Annotated in this window: 14 protein-coding genes and 1 tRNA gene; 10 read left to right on the plus strand and 5 right to left on the minus strand. The window is 71.2% G+C overall.

All coding sequences use genetic code 11. The features are described from left to right. Positions 1–169: 169 nt before the first annotated feature. The gene (locus tag ACZ7L5_RS24020; protein WP_471518663.1) at positions 170–910 is read right to left on the minus strand and encodes a hypothetical protein; all 741 of its coding nucleotides are present in this window, start codon (positions 908–910) and stop codon (positions 170–172) included. Positions 911–957: 47 nt separating this feature from the next. Here ACZ7L5_RS24020 and ACZ7L5_RS24025 point away from each other — a divergent pair, with 47 nt between their 5' ends. Beyond that, positions 958–1,146, plus strand: a complete 189-nt coding sequence (locus ACZ7L5_RS24025) for a DUF5703 family protein (RefSeq protein WP_471518664.1) — start codon at positions 958–960, stop codon at positions 1,144–1,146. A 120-nt stretch (positions 1,147–1,266) separates the two neighbouring features. Here ACZ7L5_RS24025 and ACZ7L5_RS24030 read toward each other — a convergent pair whose 3' ends face one another. The 3 genes from ACZ7L5_RS24030 to ACZ7L5_RS24040 form a co-directional block, all read right to left on the minus strand. Then, positions 1,267–2,115, minus strand: coding sequence for a chaplin (locus ACZ7L5_RS24030; RefSeq protein ID WP_471518665.1), 849 nt, complete (start codon positions 2,113–2,115; stop codon positions 1,267–1,269). Positions 2,116–2,262: 147 nt separating this feature from the next. Beyond that, positions 2,263–2,496 (minus strand): chaplin ChpH, encoded by a 234-nt coding sequence (gene chpH / locus ACZ7L5_RS24035; protein ID WP_048584573.1) that lies wholly within the window; start codon positions 2,494–2,496, stop codon positions 2,263–2,265. 157 nt (positions 2,497–2,653) lie between these two features. Beyond that, positions 2,654–3,979: a M20/M25/M40 family metallo-hydrolase gene (locus tag ACZ7L5_RS24040; protein WP_471518666.1), complete on the minus strand. Its 1,326-nt coding sequence runs from the start codon at positions 3,977–3,979 to the stop codon at positions 2,654–2,656. Positions 3,980–4,167: 188 nt separating this feature from the next. On the opposite strand from ACZ7L5_RS24040, the gene ACZ7L5_RS24045 reads away from it, so the two are divergent. The 4 genes from ACZ7L5_RS24045 to ACZ7L5_RS24060 all read left to right on the plus strand — a co-directional run bounded on the left by ACZ7L5_RS24045 (position 4,168) and on the right by ACZ7L5_RS24060 (position 10,194). Then, a tRNA-Leu gene (locus tag ACZ7L5_RS24045) sits at positions 4,168–4,252 on the plus strand. 273 nt (positions 4,253–4,525) lie between these two features. Then, positions 4,526–8,392, plus strand: coding sequence for a Pls/PosA family non-ribosomal peptide synthetase (locus tag ACZ7L5_RS24050; protein ID WP_471518667.1), 3,867 nt, complete (start codon positions 4,526–4,528; stop codon positions 8,390–8,392). A 70-nt stretch (positions 8,393–8,462) separates the two neighbouring features. Next, positions 8,463–9,806, plus strand: a complete 1,344-nt coding sequence (locus ACZ7L5_RS24055; RefSeq protein ID WP_471518668.1) for a M1 family metallopeptidase — start codon at positions 8,463–8,465, stop codon at positions 9,804–9,806. Positions 9,807–9,819: 13 nt separating this feature from the next. Further along, complete coding sequence (locus ACZ7L5_RS24060; RefSeq protein ID WP_471518669.1) at positions 9,820–10,194, plus strand: YchJ family protein; 375 nt, start codon at positions 9,820–9,822, stop codon at positions 10,192–10,194. A 5-nt stretch (positions 10,195–10,199) separates the two neighbouring features. Here ACZ7L5_RS24060 and ACZ7L5_RS24065 read toward each other — a convergent pair whose 3' ends face one another. Beyond that, positions 10,200–10,901, minus strand: a complete 702-nt coding sequence (locus ACZ7L5_RS24065) for a FadR/GntR family transcriptional regulator (RefSeq protein WP_471518670.1) — start codon at positions 10,899–10,901, stop codon at positions 10,200–10,202. A 137-nt stretch (positions 10,902–11,038) separates the two neighbouring features. On the opposite strand from ACZ7L5_RS24065, the gene ACZ7L5_RS24070 reads away from it, so the two are divergent. The 5 genes from ACZ7L5_RS24070 (at position 11,039) to ACZ7L5_RS24090 (ending at position 16,451) form a co-directional block, all read left to right on the plus strand. Further along, positions 11,039–11,557, plus strand: coding sequence for a gluconokinase (locus tag ACZ7L5_RS24070; RefSeq protein WP_471518671.1), 519 nt, complete (start codon positions 11,039–11,041; stop codon positions 11,555–11,557). A 49-nt stretch (positions 11,558–11,606) separates the two neighbouring features. Continuing rightward, entirely contained in the window at positions 11,607–13,004 is a 1,398-nt protein-coding gene (locus tag ACZ7L5_RS24075; RefSeq protein ID WP_471518672.1) for a GntP family permease, read from the plus strand. 10 nt (positions 13,005–13,014) lie between these two features. Continuing rightward, a complete protein-coding gene (locus ACZ7L5_RS24080) occupies positions 13,015–13,800 on the plus strand; it encodes an SDR family oxidoreductase (RefSeq protein WP_471518673.1) in 786 nt (261 codons plus the stop codon). Between the two features lie 14 nt (positions 13,801–13,814). Further along, a complete protein-coding gene (locus tag ACZ7L5_RS24085) occupies positions 13,815–14,843 on the plus strand; it encodes an L-idonate 5-dehydrogenase (RefSeq protein ID WP_471518674.1) in 1,029 nt (342 codons plus the stop codon). A 180-nt stretch (positions 14,844–15,023) separates the two neighbouring features. Beyond that, positions 15,024–16,451 (plus strand): hypothetical protein, encoded by a 1,428-nt coding sequence (locus ACZ7L5_RS24090; protein ID WP_471518675.1) that lies wholly within the window; start codon positions 15,024–15,026, stop codon positions 16,449–16,451. Positions 16,452–16,731 lie beyond the last annotated feature (280 nt).

The raw sequence follows: 16,731 nt of genomic DNA on the forward strand, positions 1-16,731 counted from the left end.
GCAAAGCCGCACAAGCCTTCTCTCTCTTCCCGGTTAGGCAGGCGGGTTCGGGGGGTGGTCGGGCCTGGCCCGCACAAGTGGTTTTGGAGGTGTTCCCCTCGCCCTCCCGCCCCCCCCGCCGCCGTCGAAACAACCGCGCCCGCGCCGGCAATCGCCTCAGCGAGCCGCGTCAGCGATCGGCGTCCAGTGGCTCCAGCTCGTCCTCGTCCAGATCCCTGTCGAGTTCGTCCTCGAGGTCGTCGTCGCCGTCGTCGCTGTCGTCGGCCTCCTCGGCACCGTCATCCGCCTCGTCGACGTCGTCCAGGTCCTCGTCGAACACCGTGCTGACGTCGAAGCGGCAGACCACCCGCTGCGGATCGACCCCCTCGAAGGGCGCCTCCAGCCATTCCCCCGGTTCGGGTTGCTCGTCCGAGGCGGTCACCCAGAGCGTGGAGTCGCCCTCCTCCAGGCCGAACTCCTTGTGCCGGGACCCGATCTCGTCCGGCTCGAACTCGCCGAACAGGATGCCGAGCGCCCCGTGCACCGTGCCTGAGGCATCCGCGTCCGAACCGTCGTCGTAGTCCGCCGCCTCGATCCGCTCGGCATGCGCCAGCAGTCGCTGCGGCTCCACCACGACGTAGTCGCGGCGGATCAGCACACTCACAGCGTTCGGTTCCTCGGGTCCCGTGTACGGCGGCAGTGCGTCGTCCGTACCGGGGATCTCGAAGGGCGTGACCTCGTCGTAGCGGTCGTAGAGCAGCTCGTCGTAGACCTCGGCGGCTGCGGCCAGCTGGTTGAACGCCTCGTAGACGGCCGGGTCGTCCTCACCCGACCGGCGTTCGACCGCGGCCAGGTGACGGTCGAGCGCGGTCTTGACCGCCTCGGCGGCGGCGCGTACCTCGGCAGCGGTGGGCTGCACAGCATCAGACATAGTGCAGACGCTATCCGTACCGGGCCCCAGCCCGCACAATAGATGCGATGCCGGAATACGAATTTGTCGACGTGTACGTACCGCGCGAGGTCTCCCGCAAGGACGCCACACGCCTGCTGACGGACCATGCCGAGTACGGACACTGGGAGTTGGACCGCCTGAGCCTGCTGCGCGACGGCAGTCGCAGGGTGCGGCTGCGGCGCCGGATCATTCGCCAGGTGCGGGCCACATGGTGAGCTGAGAGGCCACACAGCGAGACGGGGACCGCAGGACGGACGAGACAGCAGAACAGGAAACACACGGAGCGGGCCCCGCCGAGGCGGGGCCCGCTCCGTTGCGTGCCGGATGCCTCTGCTCTACTCCGAGGGCCGTGCCTTGCGGTACAGCACCGCGCCCGCGAGCAGCGCCGCCGCGCCGACCGGCAGGGCGAGGCCCATCGGCAGGTCGACGCCGGTCTGGGCGAGCTCGGCGTCGCCCCGGGGCTGGGTGACGAAGTGGGCGCCCGGGTGGTTGCCCTGCGAGGAGCCGCCCGGAGTCAGGCCGCCCGTGCCAGGGGGCGTGCTCGGGGAACCGGGGTTGCCCGGCTCGACGGGGTTTCCGGGGTTGCCCGGATTGCCCGGCTGCCCGGGGGTACCGGGATTCCCCGGGTTTCCGGGGTTCCCAGGATTACCCGGCTGCTCGGGGTTGCCGGGGTTTCCAGGGTTGCCCGGCTGTTCCGGCGACCCGGGCGGGTTCTCGTGGCCGCCGCCCGGCGGGGTGTGACTCCCGCCGCCGTTGTTGGAGCAGTCGTTGTCCTCGGCGGAGTTGCCGATGCCGATGATGTCGACGGTGTTGCCGCAGACGTTGACCGGCACATGGATCGGCGCCTGGACGTGGTTGCCGGAGCCGACGCCGGGCGAGTCGGTGGCGTGCCCGCCGGCCGACGCCCCTGAACCGCCGTGGCCGCCGGACGAACCGCCGCCCTGGTTGCCACAGCTGTTGCCGCTCGCCGGGTTGAGCACCCCGACGACGTCGACCGTGTTGCCGCAGACGTTGACCGGCACGTGCACCGGCGCCTGCACCGTGTTGCCCGACAGCACGCCGGGCGAGTTCGCGCTGGAGCCGTGCGCACCCGAGCCGGTCGCGTGGGCGGCGCCGCCCGCGGCGGCGACGATGCCGGTCGCGGCCGCCACGGTCATCAGGCCCTTGCGGGTGACCTGTCGCATTCGCTTGTTACCTGCCTTCGACCTTGTTCCGAAAATACGACGCCGGAAATCGACCGACGCTGTAGAAAAGGCCGGTCGGCCCCGGAGCGCATGGCACGCGCTCCGGGGCCGACGGGCTCAGCCCCATTCACGGGGCGAGGCACAACGTCACTTGTTGATGCAGGTGTTGCCGAAGGCGGGGTTCAGCAGCCCGATCACCGAGATCGTGTTGCCGCAGACGTTCACGGGGACGTGAATCGGAGCCTGAACGACGTTGCCCGACAGGACACCCGGGGAGTGCACGGCAGCACCCTGGGCACCGGAATCGGCGACGGCGAGGCCCGCGCCCGCGAGAACCAGCCCACCAGTGGCAGCCGCAGCGGCGACGACCTTCTTGATCATTATTCCTCCTTGTTGGCAATGCGATCACAAGTAGCTGATCGCATCACCTGTAACGAGGAGGAACTAATAGGGCTACGACCTGATGAGCGCGTTCACCCTCCCCGGTCACAGCCAGTACGTCTGGTCGAATTCTGAAGTGTGCTTTCAGCGGGCCAATTCAGGACGCATCGATGAACCTGTCGAGAACCCGGACCCCGAATTGCAGGCCGTCCACCGGCACCCGCTCGTCGACGCCGTGGAACATGCCCGCGAAGTCCAGCTCCGGCGGCAGCTTCAGCGGTGCGAAGCCGAAGCCGCGGATGCCCAGGTCGTCGAAGGACTTGGCGTCCGTTCCGCCGGAGAGCATGTAGGGGATCGCCTTCGCGGCCGGGTCCTCGGCCACCAGCGCGGACTGCATCGCCGCCACGAGCGCCCCGTCGAAGCCGGTCTCGACGGCCTTGTCCGCGTGCACGTCCTCGCGCCGCACGTTCGGCCCGAGGATCTTGTCGAGGTCGGCGAGGAACTCCTCCTCGAACCCGGGCAGGAAGCGGCCGTCCACGTGCGCGGTGGCCTCGCCCGGGATGACGTTGACCTTGTAGCCGGCGGTCAGCTGCGTCGGGTTGGCCGTGTTGCTGAGGGTCGCGCCGATGAGCTTGGCGATGCCGCCGAGCTTGGCGAGGGTGCCCTCCATGTTCTCCGGGTCGAGCTCGGTGCCGAGGGCGTCGCCGAGTTCGTCGAGGAAGGCCCGGGTGGTCTTGGTGACCCGCACCGGGAACTTGTGCCGGCCCAGCCGGGCGACCGCCTCCGACAGCTCGGTGATCGCGTTGTCCCGGTGGATCATCGACCCGTGCCCCGCCGTGCCGGCCACGGTCAGCTTCATCCAGTGCATGCCCTTCTCGGCCGTCTGGATCAGATAGAGCCGCCGCTCCTCGCTCACTGTGAACGAGAACCCGCCCACCTCACTGATCGCCTCGGTGACGCCCTCGAAGAGGTCCGGGTGCTTGTCGACGAGGAACCGCGCGCCGAACTTGCCGCCGGCCTCCTCGTCGGCGAGGAACGCGAGCACGATGTCCCGCGGCGGCCTGCGGCCACTGCGCAGCCGGTCGCGTACGACCGCCAGCGTCATCGCGTCCATGTCCTTCATGTCGACGGCCCCGCGCCCCCACACGCACCCGTCCGCGACCTCGCCGGAGAAGGGGTGGTGCGTCCAGTCGTCCGCGTTGGCCGGTACGACGTCGGTGTGCCCGTGGATGAGCAGCGCGGGCCGGGAGGGGTCCTCCCCCGCGATCCGCGCCACGGTGGAGGCGCGTCCCGGGTGCGACTCGAAGATCTTCGGCTCCAGGCCCACCTCGGCGAGCTTCTCGGCGACGTACTCGGCCGCCCTGCGCTCACCGGGACCCGAGTGGTCGCCGTAGTTGCTGGTGTCGATCTGGATCAGCTCGCGGCAGAGGTCCACGACCTCGTCCTCGCCGGTGACGCCCCTGGCCGTGTCCGTCTCGCTCACGCTGCTTCCTCCCGCGCTGTCGCTGCTGGTGGTCCCCCTCATCCTCTCTCTCCCACCGTCCCCGCCCAAGACCGGCCGCGGCCCGTCACACACCGTTCACGCCGCGACGGGGGGTGATCGGGCACCCCGCGAAGCCTGGTAATGTTTTCTCTGTCGCCGCGAGGGAAACCCCGCGCGACGGACACCTTGTCCGGGTGGCGGAATGGCAGACGCGCTAGCTTGAGGTGCTAGTGCCCTTTATCGGGCGTGGGGGTTCAAGTCCCCCCTCGGACACGCGAAAGAACGCGGGCCGTGACCACGAGGTCACGGCCCGCGTTCGTTGTGTGTGGGGGAAGTCTCGTTCCGACGAAGATCACCAGGTCAGCGCCCGCTTCCCCGCGCCCGTGCCGCCCCGAAAGGCTGCTCCGAGTGGCGTATCGAAGGTCGCGAACCTAGCTTCGTACTAAAATTTCCGGCTTGTTACGGAGCTGGCGCCGGACAACCCCAGGCAGACCTGCGGGCCCGCCAGCGCCCCGGATGCTTCCGGGATCGAGACGCGAGGACCGGATGGCAGCCATACAGGAGAGCAATGCTCTCGGCCTGCTCGACGAAAAGCTCGGCGCAGAGATCCACCAGCGGTTCGGCGACACGGCACGTTTCTCCGGAGGCCCGGCGGCCTCCCCGCGGACGCTCGTCGACATCTTCGAGGCGTCCGTGCGGTCGTACCCCGACGAGCCGGCGCTGGACGACGGCACGACCAGCCTGTCCTACCGTGCGCTGGCCGTCGAGGTGGACCGGCTGCGGCGCGGGCTCGCCGCGGCCGGCGTCGGGCTGGGCGACCGGGTGGGCGTGCGGGTGCCGTCCGGCACCAATGACCTCTACGTGGCGATCCTCGCCGTGCTCGCGGCCGGTGCCGCATACGTCCCCGTCGACGCCGAGGACCCGGACGAGCGGGCCGAGCTGGTGTTCGGGGAGGCGGATGTGCGGGCCGTCGTCGGTGCCGGGCACGAGATCACCATGCACGGCACGTCCGAGTCCCCCGCTGCCCGTCCCGGTGTCGAGCACGACGCGTGGATCATCTTCACCTCCGGTTCGACCGGGAAGCCCAAGGGCGTCGCCGTCTCGCACCGCAGTGCCGCCGCGTTCGTGGACGCCGAGGCCGCGCTGTTCCTCACCGAGGAGCCGATCGGGCCCGGCGACCGGGTCATGGCGGGGCTGTCGGTCGCGTTCGACGCGTCCTGCGAGGAGATGTGGCTGGCGTGGCGGTACGGCGCGTGTCTGGTGCCGGTGCCTCGTGCGCAGGTCAGGAGCGGTGCCGACCTCGGTCCCTGGCTGGTCGAGCAGGAGATCACGGTCGTGTCGACCGTGCCCACGCTCGCCGCGCTCTGGGAGCCCGAGACCCTGAACGACGTACGCCTGCTGATCTTCGGCGGCGAGGCCTGCCCGCCCGAGCTGACCCAGCGGCTGGTGACCGAGGGGCGCGAGGTCTGGAACACGTACGGCCCGACCGAGGCGACCGTCGTCGCCTGTGCGTCGCTGATGAGCGGTGCGGAGCCGATCCGGATCGGGCTGCCGCTGGACGGCTGGGAACTGGCCGTCGTCGACGAGGCCGGGGAGCCCGTGCCGATGGGCGCCAGCGGCCAGCTGGTGATCGGCGGGGTCGGTCTGGCCCGCTATCTCGACGCCGAGAAGGACGCGGAGAAGTACGCGCCGCTGCAGTCGCTGGGCTGGGAGCGGGCGTATCGCAGCGGTGACCTGGTCAGGGCGGAGCCGGAGGGGCTGGTCTTCCTCGGGCGGGCCGACGAGCAGATCAAGCTCGGCGGACGGCGGATCGAGCTCGGTGAGGTGGACGCCGCGTTGCAGGCGCTGCCGGGTGTGGCCGGTGCGGCCGCCGCCGTGCGGTCCGCTCGCGGTGGCAATCAGCTGCTCGTCGGGTACGTCGTCACGCAGGACGGCTGGGATCACGCCGTCGCCGTCGAGAAGCTGCGCGCCGAGCTGCCCGCCGCGCTCGTGCCGCTGCTGGCACCGGTCGCGGAGCTGCCGACCCGTACGTCGGGCAAGGTCGACCGGAACGCGCTGCCCTGGCCGCTGGAAGGCCTGGAGACCGGTGGTCCGGCGGAACAGCTCTACGGCACCGAGGCCTGGCTCGCCGAGCAGTGGGCCGAGGTGCTCGGCATCCCCGTGTCCCGCGCCTGCGACGACTTCTTCGCGATCGGCGGCAGCAGTCTGGCCGCCGCGCAGCTGACGACGCGGCTGCGGACCCGCTATCCGAGCGCGGCCGTTCTGGACATCTACCAGCAGCCGGTGCTGCGGAAGCTGGCCCGGCACCTGGAGAAGTCCGCGCAGGACGACGGGGCCCGCCGCACGATTGCCCCGGTGCCCCGGCGCGCGCAGGTGATCCAGCTCCTCCTTCTCGTTCCGCTGTTCACGCTGCTCGGCCTGCGCTGGACGGTCGCGCTGGCCGCGCTCGGGAACCTGCTGCCCGCCTACGGGTGGCTGCCGACGGCCCCCTGGTGGCTCGTCGCCGCCGGCGCGGCCGTGCTGTACAGCCCGCCGGGGCGGCTCGCGCTGGCCGCCGGGGGCGCGCGGCTGCTGCTCAGGGGCGTGAAGCCCGGACGGTACGCGCGCGGTGGCAGCCTGCATCTGCGGTTGTGGGCGGCCGAGCGGCTGGCCGAGTTCAGCGGGGCGACCTCGCTGACCGGGACCTGGCTGGAGCGGTACGCCCGGGCGCTGGGCGCCAAGGTCGGGCCGGACGTCGACCTGCACTCGCTGCCGCCGGTCACCGGGCTGCTCAAGCTGGGACGCGGCGCGGCCGTCGAGTCCGAGGTGGATCTGTCCGGCTACTGGCTGGACGGGGACCGGCTGGAGATCGGCACGGTCAAGGTGGGCGCACATGCCGTCGTCGGCACGCGCAGCATGCTCTTCCCCGGCGCCCGGGTCGGCAAGCGGGCCGAGGTGGCTCCGGGTTCCGCGGTCACCGGGCAGATTCCCACCGGTCAGCGGTGGGCGGGCGCCCCGGCGGTCAAGCTGGGCAAGGCCAAGCGCAACTGGCCGAAGGAACGGCCGCGGCGCGGGACGTACTGGCGTGTCATGTACGGCATCACCGGCTTCGCGCTCAGCGCGCTGCCCGTGCTGGCGGGAGTGGCGGCGTTCCTGGTGGGCCGGGTGTTCTTCACGCCGGACGCGCCCCTGACGGGCGCCGCGCTGGCCCTCGTACCGGCGACGCTCGCCTTCGGGGTGGCGTACGCCGTGCTGATCCTGATCGGCGTACGCCTGCTGAGCCTCGGCCTGCGTGAGGGAACGCATCCCACGCACAGCCGGATCGGCTGGCAGGCCTGGACCGTGACGCAGCTGATGGACCGCTCGCGCGAGACCCTGTTCCCGCTGTACGCCGGGCTGGTCACGCCGGTGTGGCTGCGGCTGCTCGGGATGCGGATCGGGCGGGGCGCGGAGGTCTCCACGGTGCTCGCGCTGCCCAGCCTGACCACGGTCGGTGAGGGCGCGTTCCTGGCCGACGACACGCTGACCGCACCGTACGAGCTCGGTGGCGGCTGGATGCGGATCGGGCGGGCGGAGATCGGGCGGCGGGCCTTCCTCGGGAACTCGGGGATGACGGCGCCCGGGCGGACCGTGCCGGAGGGCGGCCTGGTCGGCGTGCTGTCGGCGACGCCGAAGAAGGCGAAGAAGGGCACGTCGTATCTGGGGCTGCCGCCGGTGAAGCTGCCGCGCAGCGCGGCCGACGGCGACCAGAGCCGGACGTACGATCCCCCGGCCCGGCTGTTGTGGGCGCGCGCCCTGGTGGAGCTGTGCCGGATCGTGCCGGTGTTCTGCTCGGCGGGGCTGGCGGTGCTGACCATCGCGGCGCTGTGCGCGCTGGGGGCCTGGGCGCCGCTGCTGTCGGGGCTGGTACTGCTCGGGGCCGGTGCCCTGGCGGGGCTCGTGTCCATCGTCGCGAAGTGGCTGCTGGTGGGCCGGCATCACAGTGCGGAGCATCCGCTGTGGTCCGGGTTCGTGTGGCGCAACGAGCTGGCGGACACGTTCGTCGAGGTCCTCGCGGTGCCATGGCTGGCGGGTTCGGTGCCGGGTACGCCCGTGATGACGGCCTGGCTGCGCGGGCTCGGCGCGCGCATCGGCAAGGGCGTGTGGGTGGACAGCTACTGGCTGCCGGAGACCGATCTGGTGACCCTTGAGGACGCCGCCACCGTGAATCGGGGCTGTGTGCTCCAGACACACCTCTTCCACGACCGGATCTTGCGGACGGATACTGTGGTCCTCCGTGAGGGCGCGACGCTGGGTCCTGGCGGGATCGTCCTTCCGGGCAGCGCGATCGGGGCCCGTACGACACTGGGTCCCGCGTCGCTCGTCATGGCGGCGGAGTCCGTCCCCGACGACACCCGTTGGCTCGGTAATCCGATCGAGGCATGGCGTCCCTGAGGCGAAGAATGTCGCAGCCAGTGGGCCGGCACGGAGTGGCAGCAGTACGGCGCAGGGAGCACAGACAGCAGTGGCAGTTCAGCAGACGGCAGGCGCGGACCCGTACTTCCCGGAGCACGGCGATCCCCGGTACCGGGTGCACCGGTACGAGTTCGCGCTGGACTACCGCCCGGGCCCGAACCGGCTCTCCGGGGCGGCCCGGATCAACGCCATAGCGGGACGGGCGCCGCTGACCGAGTTCGTGCTGAACCTTGCCGACTTCAAGATCGGCCGCGTCCGGGTGGACGGACGGCAGCCGCACTACACCCACCGCGGCGGGCGGCTCCGTATCCGCCCTGCCAAGCCGATCCGCGCCGGGGCGGCCTTCACGGTCGAGGTGCACTGGTCGGGCAACCCCAAGCCGGTGAACAGTCCCTGGGGCGGGCTCGGTTGGGAGGAGCTGGAGGACGGGGCGCTGGTGGCGAGCCAGCCGATCGGGGCGCCGTCCTGGTACCCGTGCAACGACCGGCCCGCCGACAAGGCGTCGTACCAGATCTCGATCACCACGCCGTCGGCGTACGCGGTGGTCGCGGGCGGGCGGCTGCTGACCCGTACGACGAAGGCGTCCACGACCACCTGGGTATACGAGCAGTCGGCGCCGACGTCCAGCTATCTGGTCGGGCTGTCGATCGGCAAGTACCAGACGGTGCTGCTGGGCGACCCGGGCCTGGGCGGGGTACCGCAGCACGGGCACATTCCGGCGCATCTGCTGCCGGAGTTCTCACGGGACTTCGCGCGCCAGCCGCAGATGATGGAGCTGTTCCAGAAGCTGTTCGGGCCGTACCCCTTCGACGAGTACGCGGTCGTGGTGACCGAGGAGGAACTCGATGTGCCCGTCGAGGCCCAGGGGTTGTCGCTGTTCGGCGCCAACCACGTGGACGGGGCGCGGGGTTCGGAGCGGCTGGTGGCGCACGAGCTGGCGCACCAGTGGTTCGGCAACAGCGTGTCCATCGCGGACTGGCGGCACATCTGGCTGAACGAGGGGTTCGCGAAGTACGCGGAGTGGCTCTGGTCGGAGCGGTCGGGCGGGCGCACGGCACAGCAACTCGCCGCCGCCGCACACCGCTTGCTGTCGTCGATGCCGCAGGATCTGCGGCTGGCGGATCCGGGGCGCAAGTCGATGTTCGACGACCGGCTGTACGAGCGCGGCGGGCTGACCCTGCACGCCGTGCGTTGCGCGCTCGGGGACATCGCCTTCTTCCGCATGCTGCGCGGCTGGGGCGGGCTGCACCGCAACGGCACGGTGACGACCCAGGCCTTCACCTCGTACGTGGCCCGCTTCGCGAACGAGCCGGTGGAGGAGTTGTTCGAGGCGTGGGTGTACAGGGCCGCGCTGCCGCCGTTGCCCGGGTCCGCGACGCGGGCGGCGGGGTAGAACAATGGCGGCCATGACGACGCGTTCCTGCCCGTGCGGGCTGCCCGAGGCCTACGACAGGTGCTGCGGCCGCTACCTGTCCGGTGCCGCCGCCGCGCCGACCGCCGAGGCGCTCATGCGGTCGCGGTACAGCGCGTTCGTCAAGGGGGACGCGTCGTATCTGCTGCGGACCTGGCATCCGCGGACGCGGCCCGCGCGGCTGGACCTCGATCCGGGGATGCGGTGGACCGGGCTGGAGATCCTTGAGACGGCTGACGGTTCGGCGTTCCACCCCACGGGGACGGTGACCTTCCGGGCCTCGTACCGGGGTGGGTCGCTGCATGAGCGGAGCCGGTTCGAACGGGTCGACGGGGCGTGGGTGTATGTGGACGGGGAGTTCCTGAGCTAGGGCACCTACGGTGCCAGGATGTCCAGTTCCTGGAGGGCGCCCACCGTGATCTCGCGGGTCAGGTGTTCTGCCCGGACCGCGTCGCCGGCGCGGACCGCCTCGGCGACCTGGACGTGCAGCGTGACCGCGGAGGGGTCGGGGTCCTCGAACATGATCTCGTGGTGGGTGCGGCCGGCGAGGACCTCCGCGACGACGTCGCCGAGGCGGGCGAACATCTCGTTGCCGGAGGCGTTGAGGATGACGCGGTGGAAGGCGACGTCGTGGACGAGGTAGCCCTCCAGCTGGTGGCCGCGTGAGTGGGCGACCATGCCGAGGGCGCACTCGGTGAGTTCGGCGCACTGATCGGCCGTGGCGTACTTGGCGGCCAGTCCCGCCGCCACCGGCTCGATGGCCGAGCGCAGGACCGTGAGGGAGCGCAGTTGCTGGGGGCGGTCGGCGCCGGCCAGGCGCCAGCGGATGACCTGGGGGTCGTAGACGTTCCACTCGGACTTCGGACGGACCGTCACGCCCACGCGGCGGCGGGACTCCACCAGGTACATGGACTCCAGGACGCGCACCGCCTCGCGCATCACCGAGCGGGACACCTCGAAGCGCTGCGCGAGTTCGTCCGTGCGCAGGACACTGCCCGGCGGGTACTCGCCCGCGGTGATCGCGGGGCCGAGGGTTTCCAGTACTCGGCCGTGCAGCCCCCGGCCCGTTGTGCTCATGCACTCAGCGTACGGGCCAAGTCACGCGATCAAAAAGTCAGACTTATATGTCACACACTCTTGAATTCGTCGTACCTAATGAGTTTCAGTTGCGTCGACATCACGTGTCGACGAGGACAGCAGACAGTGAGGCAGCGATGAGTACCCCCCATGTCGTCGTGGTCATGGGCGTTGCGGGCACCGGGAAGACCACCATCGGTCCCCTGCTCGCGGCCCGGCTCGGCGTCCCCTATGCCGAGGGCGACGACTTCCACCCGCCGGTCAACATCGCCAAGATGTCGGCCGGCACCCCGCTGGACGACGACGACAGGTGGCCGTGGCTCGACGCCATCGGCACCTGGGCGCACGAACGGGCGGGGCTCGGCGGGGTGGTCAGCTGCTCGGCGCTGAAGCGGTCGTACCGGGACCGGCTGCGGGCCGCCGCACCGGACCTGGTGTTCGTGCACCTGGCGGGCGACCGCGCCCTCATCGAAGACCGGATGTCGCACCGGCAGGGGCATTTCATGCCCACGGCACTGCTCGACTCCCAGTTCGCCACGCTCCAGCCGCTCCAGGAGGACGAGGCGGGAGTCGTCGTGGATGTGTCGGGCAGCCCCGAGGAGATCACCGGACGGGCCGCGTCGGCCCTGACGGCGCTTCCCGAGCCGACCCAGTAACCCCCCGCACCCCTCCCCCGTCCCCGTACCTGCAAGGGAATCCATCCCCGTGACCAGACTCAACGTCGAGCTGCTGGCAGCGGACACCGTCGAGCCCATCACCTCGGCCGGCCACGCTCAGCTGGGCATCGCCGTCCTGGCGGGCATCGCCGTCATCGTGCTGCTCATCACCAAGTTCAAGCTGCACGCCTTCCTGTCGCTGACCATCGGGTCGCTGGCGCTCGGCGCGTTCGCCGGGGCACCGCTGGACAAGACCATCCTCAGCTTCACCGCCGGTCTGGGGACCACGGTCGCCGGCGTGGGCGTACTGATCGCCCTGGGCGCGATCCTCGGCAAGATGCTCGCCGACTCCGGCGGCGCCGACCAGATCGTCGACACGATCCTCGCCAGGGCCAAGGGCCGTTCGATGCCGTGGGCGATGGTGCTGATCGCCTCGGTGATCGGTCTGCCGCTGTTCTTCGAGGTCGGCGTCGTCCTGCTGATCCCGGTCGTGCTGATGGTCGCCAAGCGCGGCAACTACTCGCTGATGCGCATCGGCATCCCGGCCCTCGCCGGTCTCTCCGTGATGCACGGTCTGGTCCCGCCGCACCCCGGCCCGCTGGTCGCCATCGACGCGATCGGCGCCAACCTCGGTGTCACGCTGGCGCTCGGCGTGCTCATCGCCATCCCGACGGTGATCATCGCCGGTCCGGTGTTCTCGCGCTACGCCGCCCGCTGGGTGGACGTCCCGGCCCCGGACCGGATGATCCCCCAGCGCGTCTCGGAGGATCTCCAGAAGCGTCCCAGCTTCGGCGCCACGCTGACGACCATCCTGCTGCCGGTCGTTCTGATGCTCTCCAAGGCGCTGGTCGACATCGTGATCGACGACCCCGAGAACACCGTGCAGCGCGTGTTCGACGTCATCGGCTCGCCGCTGATCGCGCTGCTCGCCTCCGTGCTCGTCGGCATCTTCACGCTGCTGAGGCCTGCCGGGTTCAGCAAGGAGCGTGTCTCCCCGCTCGTCGAGAAGAGCCTCGCCCCCATCGCGGGCATCCTGCTGATCGTGGGCGCGGGCGGCGGCTTCAAGCAGACTCTGATCGACACCGGTGTGGGCCAGATGATCCTGGAGGTCTCCGAGGACTGGTCGATTCCGGCGCTCCTGCTGGCCTGGCTGATCGCGGTGGCGATCCGTCTCGCCACGGGTTCGGCGACGGTGGCCACGATCTCGGCGGCCGGCCTGGTCGCCCCACTCGCGGCCGACATGTCGACGACCCACGCGGCCCTGCTGGTCCTCGCCATCGGCGCCGGATCGCTGTTCTTCAGCCATGTCAACGACGCCGGGTTCTGGCTGGTGAAGGAGTACTTCGGGCTGAGCGTCGGCCAGACCGTCAAGACCTGGTCCGTGATGGAGACGATCATCTCGGTGGTCGCCGGTGGTCTGGTCCTGCTGCTCTCGCTGATCATCTAGGGGTACGGACATGAGCCACCCGCTCTTCGACATCACCGGCCGCACCGCCCTGATCACCGGATCCAGCCGGGGCATCGGGCTCGCGCTCGCCCGCGGCCTCGCGGAGGCCGGCTGCACGGTGGTCCTCAACGGACGCGACGGCGAGCGCCTCACCGAGGCCGCCGACGAACTGGCCGCCGAACTTGCCGCCGAACCGTCCGGCGACCGGATCCGCACGGCCGCGTTCGACGTGACCGACGGTGCGTCGGTGGCCGCCGGTATCGCGGACGTCGAGGAGCGGGTGGGCCCGCTCGACATCCTGGTCAACAACGCGGGCATGCAACTGCGCGCACCCCTGCTGGAGTTCACGGACGCGGACTGGCACCGCATCCTGGACACCAATCTCACCAGCGCGTTCCTGGTGGGCCGGGAGGCCGCCCGGCGGATGACGGAACGGGGCCACGGGAAGATCATCAACATCTGCTCGCTGCAGAGCGAGGTGGTCCGCCCCGGCATCGCGCCCTACGCCGCCACCAAGGGCGCCCTGAAGATGCTCACCAAGGGCATGTGCGCCGACTGGGGTCCTTACGGCGTGCAGGTCAACGGCCTCGGCCCCGGCTACATCGAGACCGAGCTGACCCAGCCCCTCGTCGCGGACGAGGAGTTCAGCGCGTGGGTACGGCGCCGGACCCCGGCGGGACGCTGGGGCCGTACCGAGGACCTGGTGGGCGGGGTGCTGTTCCTCGCCTCACCGGCCGCGGACTTCGTCGGCGGACAGGTGCTGTATGTCGACGGCGGCATGACGAGCGTGCTGTGAAGGAGGCCTCGGGGATGCTCGGTTGTGTGATCCACGGTCAGGGTGATCTGCGGGTCGAGGAGCTGCCGGTGCCGGTCCCCGGGCCCGGGCAGGCTCTGGTGGCCGTGCGCTACGGCGGGGTCTGCGGCTCCGATCTGCACTACTGGCGTCACGGCGGGGTCGGGGACTTCCGGCTCAGGGAGCCGATGGTGCTCGGGCACGAAGTGGTCGGGACGGTCGTGTCGTACGGCTCCCCGGACGCCTCGGGTCCCGCTGTCGGTACGGCCGTCGCGGTGCACCCGGCCACGCCCTGCGAGGTCTGCCCCGAGTGCGCGGACGGGCGGCGCAACGTCTGCCGGGACACCCGCTACCTGGGCAGCGCGGCGCGCTTTCCGCACGTCCAGGGCGGGTTCGCCGCACAGGTTGCCGTACCGGCCGGCCAGTTGAGGCCGCTCCCGGCCGGCCTCGGCCTGCGGCGGGCGGCGCTCGCCGAGCCGCTGTCCGTCGCACTGCACGCGGTGCGGCGGGCCGGTGACGTGACCGGGAGGCATGTCCTCGTGACCGGCGCCGGCCCCATCGGCTGTCTGGTAATCGCTGCGGCGAAGGCGGCCGGGGCGGGGCTGGTCACGGTGACTGACCTGCTGCCGACGGCGCTTGAGTACGGGCGGATCGCCGGCGCCGACATCCTCGTACGGGCGGACGATCCGGACGATGCCGGGTGGCCCTCCGAGGTGGACGTGGCGATCGAGGCGTCGGGGGTTGCCGCGGGACTGGACAGCTGTCTGCGGCTCGTGCGGCGCGGTGGCGTCGTGGTGCAGCTGGGGATGCTGCCGGCGGGGCACAGTCCGTTCGCGGGGAACCTCGTCGTGAGCCGGGAGATCGAGCTGCGGGGCGCGTTCCGCTTCGATGTGGAGTTCGACGGGGCGCTGGAACTGCTCGCGGCCGAGGCGTCGTTCGACGGGCTGGTCAGCGCGGTGGTGCCGGTGCGGGAGGCCGAGGCGGCGTTCGCGCTCGCGGCGGACCGGAGCGGCTCGTGCAAGGTGTTGTTGGACTTCGCGGACTGAGCTGCCTGAGCGGCGGGCGGTCCCGCCGGGCTTCCGCTTCCCCGGATTACGGGGCGCCGGTACCTGAACTCGCCCTGACGATCACATGAAGCGGCTTCCCCAAGAGCGTTTTCGGCCCGATGATGAGGTGACCTCCGGAGGCTGCCGCAGCCGTCGGGGGCGTGAACATCGGGGGGCGTCATGGCGGTTTCCCTCGGGATGCGTATCTCGGGGCTGCTCGTGGTGGGGGCGGTGGCGGTGGCCGCCGCCGCCTTCACGAGTGACGGGCGTGGCAGTGCGGACGGCAGGGGCGGCGACGGTTCGGTCGTGACCGCCGGGCCGTCCGAGGGCGACAGTGGGCCGACGGCACCGGCGGATCGCTCCGCCCCGGTGGCCCAGCAGTCGCCCAACGGCCGGGCGGGCGAGAACGCCTCCGGGCCGGCCGCTGTCCCGAGCGGGTTGCCGGGCGGGGTGGTGAGTGTGAGTCCCAGCCCTTCGCCGACCCCGTCCCCGAGCGGCAGGGGCACCGTGGTCCTCCAGGCCCCGCCATGGCTCCCACCCGGCCCGAGTTCGCCCGACTCGGACAACACGCCGGATCCGGCGAGCGTCTACGACCTGCTCCGAGCGCCGGAGCACTGCGACTCCGCCCTCGGGAAGATCCCGCAGGACTCGGCGGAGGCGGAGTGGCAACTGCTGCGCGGACTGTCCGCGGCCTGTCTGGCCGTGCAGGGCAGGGGCGGCGACTGGGACACGGCAGCCGGGGCCCATGCGGAACTCGCCGGGCGGGTGGACACCTGCAAGGGGCGTGCCGCGTACGCCGTTCTCGGTGGGCTGCTGGACTTCCACCGGCGGCACCCGGGCGGCACCGTGCGGCTCGCGGCCACACCGGGCGGCACACCGGCGTGCGGCTACCGGATCGCGGGCGTCGACACGGGCGGCGACGGCGAGGCACGGCCCGGCGACACGATCGGCATCGAGCTGACCGGCACCTACTTCGACCATGCCGAGCTGCTGCAGAACGCGAGCGTGAGCATCGGCGGGCTGGCGGTGCCGGGTGTGCCCGTCCTGAAGTCCGAGTCGGGTGACAGGCTGGTGCTGTCCGTTCCTGTACCGCCCCTGGAGCCGGGCCCGGCCGAGGTCGCCGTCCGGCACGCGGACACCGAGGTCCGACTACCCACGGCCTTCACGGTCACGGGCCCGGACACGGTCGAGGAGCCGGGCACGGGCACGGAGGCCACCGATGAGCCGGGGCCGCCGGCCGGGGCGGCGGTGTCGGATCTCGGGGCATGGCTGTCATCGCTCGGTACGGAGGTGCCTGATGGCGGCGGATCTTTGTCATCGCCTGGCGCGGACGTGCCAGCCGGCGGCGGACCAGTGACGTCGCCCGGCGCGAAGGTGGCGACTGGCAGCGGATCGGTCTCATCGCCCGGCACGGACGTGCCAGCCAGCCGCAGATCAGTGACATCGCCCAGCACGAAGGCACCGGCCAGCGGCGGACCAATGTCATCGCTCGGCGCGGAAGTGCCAGCTGGCGGCGGACCAGTCACATGCCCGGCGCGGAAGTGCCGACTGGCAGCGGATCGGTCTCATCGCCCGGCACGGACGTGCCAGCCAGCCGCAGATCAGTGACATCGCCCAGCACGAAGGCACCGGCCAGCCGCGGACCAGCGACATCGCCCGGCACGGACGTGCCAGCCAGCGGCAGATCGGTCTCATCGCCCGACGCGACGGTGCCAGACCTCGGCGGACCAGTGACTCGCCCGGCACGGACGTGCCAGCCGGCGGCGGACCATTGACATCGCCCGGCGCGAAGGTGCCGACTGGCAGCGGATCGGTCTCATCGCCCGGCACGGACGTGCCAGCCAGCCGCAGATCAGTGACATCGCCCAGCACGAAGGCACCGGCCAGC

The organism is Streptomyces sp. NPDC107528, assembly GCF_055639295.1.